The organism is Leisingera sp. SA215 (assembly GCF_055902035.1).
Genome location: NZ_JBVVXU010000043.1, coordinates 1 through 4,523, shown reverse-complemented (window position 1 = coordinate 4,523; position 4,523 = coordinate 1). Strand labels below are relative to the sequence as shown.

The following is a 4,523-nucleotide window of genomic DNA, read 5'->3' as shown; positions in this document are numbered from 1 at the left end:
AAGGAAATCTGGAAGGGAAAGTTCCTGAACCAAACCTGACCTGACAGACGCCGCCGGAAATCCGGGCAACTGTCAGATCACATCTGAACCACTACAGCTAAGGAGGCCTTCAGCACCTTCGTATCACAAAATCAGCTGAATTCAGACCAAGCTGAATTCCTTGATATGGTTGTAGACAGTCTGACAGAAAGCGGCTTCGTTGACCCTGTGTCCTTCTACGAAAGTCCCTTCACGGATCTGGATGACATGGGCATTGCGGGTATCTTTGACCGTGAGCAAGCTCAAGAGATCATCAAGATCGTTAGAACGCTGAACGAAGCGGTGGCAGCCTGACAGCTAGCGGTTTTCGATCTGGATCAGGTCCGTGCTTGGCTGCAAGTTCGCTGATGTTTGCTTTTGTCGAGAAGAGCGCTCTTTCGATTTTTCAGGTTCGTAGAAAGTCGGCAAGGCCCAAAAGGGCCCTGCCTATGGCTAGATGTATATATGTCCTGCTTTTTGTGCCGCCCAAATTGAGAATTAGACCTATCCCGTCACGATTTTTAGGACGGGGAGCTCTCGTCCAGAGGTGTTTTCTGGCGTAGCGTCACATTGTTTGGGTCGCTTGTGCACAGAGTTTGTGCGGGGCTTTTCAGCTCCAGTCCAGCGCATAAATGCCTTTCGAGCAGGTTTGCTGTCTTGGGTTGGCAATTCATCCAATGCCCAATGCGCAGCCTCTCCTATTCCAGCAGGACCAAGGCAATAGCCGCGCGTCGCGTGGATGAGGCCCCGTTCCTCCAGTTCCCTGAAGTAGTCACCCACTGTGTTGCGGTGCACATTCAGAGCCTTTGCTGCGTCCCGGTGACTCAGAATGATCGCTCCATTATTATTGCCGTTGTAGCGGCGCTTCAGTTCAATATAGAGCGCGCGGGGGCCCGGCTTAAGGCTCCTCCATGCGAGGGAAGCCTGTAGCCACTCATGTAGTTGCACATGTCGGCCAGTGCCGCGCTTTTTCCTTTTGTACGGTTTGCGGCTCATGGTGCGGGCTCCTGCTGCGCTGCGGTCTTAGCCATCAGCCTGGAAATCCAAAGGCTTTTGCGATTTCCCAATTGCCGCAGGGCAATATCCGGCCCGCATTCTTTCTGTTGGCTAGGTGCGAGCTCTAGGTGGTCGCAGGATGACCAATCAACATTTCTCATGGGGGTGCCCTCCGAAATGGAGTTCTGCGTAGAGGGCAGCCTGAGAGCGGTTCAGGCCGAACCGTGTTTGTAAGTGCCGTATCTGGGTTTCGTGTGCTGCGGGGTGGTTGATACGTTTTTGATTCACACCGCAAGCGTTTCGGAACGGACTGCTGTAGCAGTGACCATTGCTCATTTGATATCCTTTGCTATGTCGGGGCAAAGGGCGTAGGATTGCGGGTGTCAAAGCCCGTAAGCAAATCACGTACAGCCCGCGCCCCAGTATTTTAGGGGGGCGGGTTTTGTTATGCCGCTTCGCGGCTATTCAGCCATTCGGTGATGACGCTTTCCGGCCATGCCACGGCCTTGCGTGTCAAACGCACAGGGCGAGGAAATTCGCCCCTGTTCATCATCGCGTAAATTGTGGTGCGGCTCAGGCCAGTGATCGCTTCAACATCGGTTCGGCGATAGTGTTTCTCGGGCATCTCGGCATACTCCTGCATCTGGTGGTCGATGCAGGAAGGGTGTGTCAGGCAATCATTTTTGTGAATAAAGGAGAGAGCCCAAATTCCGACGAATTGGCCCAGAACTCGCCACGTGTAGCTCGCGATTAATGGGCATATTTTTGGGCATTTACTTTGTCATCTTGGAAAATAAGGGCTTAAGGTGTCTCTGCAGGGTGGCGCGGGACAAGTCTTCTTCGAACAAATCTTGGACCCACGCGCGAGCTTCCTCAATGATTGCTTCTTTTTTTTCAGGTAGGTCCGAAGCAGCATGACGCTTTGAGAAGTGATTCAGGACAGCAGTCTTCACTGCTCCGCCACCCTTGAGTGGCCTCCCCTTCCCGCGGTCTTGGCCGGTGCCTCGGCTTTGGGGGGCGCCAATGTGTGTTAATGTCCTGCCGTATCTTGAGACGGTTAGGTTTTCACCTGGAAGGTCCGGCTGAGGAAACAGGGCCAGGAGTTCTTGGAATTTTACCCGGACAGCTACCCAAGATGGAGAACTATCCTCCCTTTTCCCGAGATTAGCACGTTGCCAGTCGATTTCACTCATGCGCCAGTGGCTGGTATTGATGCTTCGCTCCTCCCACCGAACCGTTTCAGAATTATCATCTTCTTGCGTGCACATGTGCCAACCGATGGCGTCAAGCTCTCCGGCTGATAGCGCATAAAACAATTTTGCCTTTGCCCGTTCTTCGTAGCTCAGGAGAGTTTCAATGGTCGGCTGAATGACTTTAGCTAACTCCATTTCACGATCACAGCGAGCTAAATTTTCGCGCAACATTTGAATGCGTATTTCCGAAAATTCAGGAGTGCTCCCGCTCTCATCAATGATGCCTAGCATGTTCTCATAGTTCTGGCGTTGTCGCTTAATCTCCTCGATTTCTGTTCCTAGCGTAGTGCCCAGTGCCTCCTGAAATGTTTGGAGGTCGATCCCTGAGAGGACTTCAGGAATCGCTTCTGGTAGATTTTGATAATCAACGTCGACCGCTGCTTTCAAGAATTCGAGCTCGGCACTTTCATCGCCGCGGATATCGAATTCGTCCCCCCACTCTGGAGAGCTATAGAATTCTGGAATCTTTCCGAATGCGATCCACTGGGCCGCTTCGTGTATGTAGGCGGTCTCCGGGGGCTCGATCTCAACAAAAAATCTCACACAGCTATCCTTATAATTCCACTGCGCCCCTTGGTCACAAAATCCGCCCAGCGTGCCATAAGCACGCGGCGCTGTTCTAAGTGGTCCGTGCGGCGGTAGGCGCGTTCAACGCTGCCGCCGACAACATGACCCAGCGCGGTTTCCGAAACCTCAAAGGACGTGTTGGTGGTCTCTGCCACCCAATCCCGAAAGCTAGACCGGAACCCGTGCGGACGGGCTTCCATCTCTCTGCGCTCCATCAGCCGCGCCATCGTCGCATCGCTGATGACCCCTTTACGCACGCTGGGGAAAAGAACCCCCTCGCGCTGGCGCTCTTTTGCGGCCTCAATGACTTCCAGCGCCTCCGGGCTGAGAGGCACGCGGAAATCCGATGTGGCATCCTTGCGGCCCTTCACGGTCTCCGCTGGGATGGTCCAAACATCGCCGTCAATCTGGTCAATATGCAGGTGTCGCAGCGGACCAGACCGAACCGCCGTCAGGATGAGCAGGCGCAGGGCAAGGTGGGTAACTGTGCCTTCATTCAGGCTGGCATAGAAGGCAGGCACATCGGCCCAGGGCAGCGCCGGGATATGCTTTGCCTTGTGGCGCTGTTTGCCTAGCAAGGCGCGCGCTTTCTCTACCGCCTGCAAGTCAACATCCAAGCCCAGCGCAGCGGCGTGCTTCAAGCAGATGCCTAGCCGGTTCATCGCCTTGCGGGCGGTTTCGGCCTTCTCGTGCCAAATGGGGGCCAGCGTGTCGCGAATGTCGATCTGGTCAATATCCGCCACGGGCACAGCTCCCAGGCGCGGCAGGACGTGGATTTCCAAGGGGGAGAACCAGCGGCCCGCCTTTCCGTCGCCTTTGAGTTCAGCTTTGCGCGCCTCGAAGGCGTCGGCGGCAATGTCCCGCAGTAGGTGCATGTTGCGCTCCGCCTGCCTGCGCTCCCGCTGGCGTTCCTTGATCGGGTCCAGCCCCTGCCGGGCCAAGGCGCGCCATTTCGCCGCTTCCTCGCGGGCTTCTTTGAGGGATACCTCAGGGTAAGGGCCAAGCCCCATTTCCCGGCGGCGGCCATGCACGGTCACGTACAACAGCCATTTGCCGCGGTCCGGGGTGCGCTTGTGAAGCCACAGATTGCCGCCGTCGCCATGTTTCCCGGCTGCGGCAGCCTTGACCCTCGCGGCGCTGAGTTTGTTCGTTTCCCTCATTGGGCTTGAACCGCTCCCGATTTCTGGCCCCACTTTTGGCCCCATTCCTTTATGTTGTAGGTAGAGGAACTCAGCGGAACAAGCGGGAATGGCGAGAATCCGTTAAACGGTTGAAAATACGTATGCCACCTCCGGTGCGGGAATGTCCGGGAACTGTTCAGAACCGATGTTCAAAGCAGCCCCCGGGCACCATTAGATCAGTCTTAAGTCTCTGTTTCTTCTGCAAAATCTGATGCAGGAGCTTAAGCGTTTGTCACACATTCCGTACACAATTCTGAGAAGTAACGTGCCATCAGTTCGCGGGGGCGGGTCGAACCTGGCGCTGGTCCGGTCGGCGTTTCCAGCCGCAGAACCTCCCGAAGCCGTCGAAGGGCATGGAGAAGTTCATCGTGGCGTTGGCCCCGGCAGAGGACGCCAACGGGCGCACTTTGTCGGAGTTTGAGCGCGCGAAGATCGGGTTTGGCATTCTGTGCGACGACATCGAAAACCTGACGATCCCTGAGTTCTGGGCAAAGTACGAAGCGTCCGA

General features: G+C 55.6%; 4 protein-coding genes and 1 pseudogene. 1 reads left to right on the top strand and 4 read right to left on the bottom strand.

Annotated features, from left to right (window positions below; genetic code table 11):
* Positions 1-105: 105 nt before the first annotated feature.
* Positions 106-333 (top strand): annotated as a pseudogene (locus tag AC0KW6_RS21590) (type I restriction-modification enzyme R subunit C-terminal domain-containing protein); the annotation flags it as partial.
* A gap of 189 nt (positions 334-522) precedes the next feature.
* Here the strand turns inward: AC0KW6_RS21590 and AC0KW6_RS21585 are convergent.
* The 4 genes from AC0KW6_RS21585 to AC0KW6_RS21570 form a co-directional block, all read right to left on the bottom strand.
* Positions 523-1,014, bottom strand: coding sequence for a helix-turn-helix domain-containing protein (locus AC0KW6_RS21585; RefSeq protein ID WP_474035796.1), 492 nt, complete (start codon positions 1,012-1,014; stop codon positions 523-525).
* A gap of 445 nt (positions 1,015-1,459) precedes the next feature.
* The gene (locus AC0KW6_RS21580; protein ID WP_474035797.1) at positions 1,460-1,657 is read right to left on the bottom strand and encodes a helix-turn-helix transcriptional regulator; all 198 of its coding nucleotides are present in this window, start codon (positions 1,655-1,657) and stop codon (positions 1,460-1,462) included.
* A 130-nt stretch (positions 1,658-1,787) separates the two neighbouring features.
* Positions 1,788-2,810, bottom strand: coding sequence for a hypothetical protein (locus AC0KW6_RS21575; RefSeq protein WP_474035799.1), 1,023 nt, complete (start codon positions 2,808-2,810; stop codon positions 1,788-1,790).
* On the bottom strand, positions 2,807-3,994 hold the full coding sequence (locus tag AC0KW6_RS21570) for a tyrosine-type recombinase/integrase (protein ID WP_474035800.1): 1,188 nt from the start codon (positions 3,992-3,994) through the stop codon (positions 2,807-2,809). The genes AC0KW6_RS21575 and AC0KW6_RS21570 overlap by 4 nt, the downstream gene beginning before the upstream one ends.
* Positions 3,995-4,523: the final 529 nt, after the last annotated feature.

What these genes read in the sequence shown, in the direction of transcription:
- AC0KW6_RS21585 (WP_474035796.1), bottom strand. Translation starts at nt 1,014, where the DNA reads ATGAGCCGCAAACCGTACAAAAGGAAAAAGCGCGGCACTGGCCGACAT.
- AC0KW6_RS21580 (WP_474035797.1), bottom strand. Translation starts at nt 1,657, where the DNA reads ATGCAGGAGTATGCCGAGATGCCCGAGAAACACTATCGCCGAACCGAT.
- AC0KW6_RS21570 (WP_474035800.1), bottom strand. Translation starts at nt 3,994, where the DNA reads ATGAGGGAAACGAACAAACTCAGCGCCGCGAGGGTCAAGGCTGCCGCA.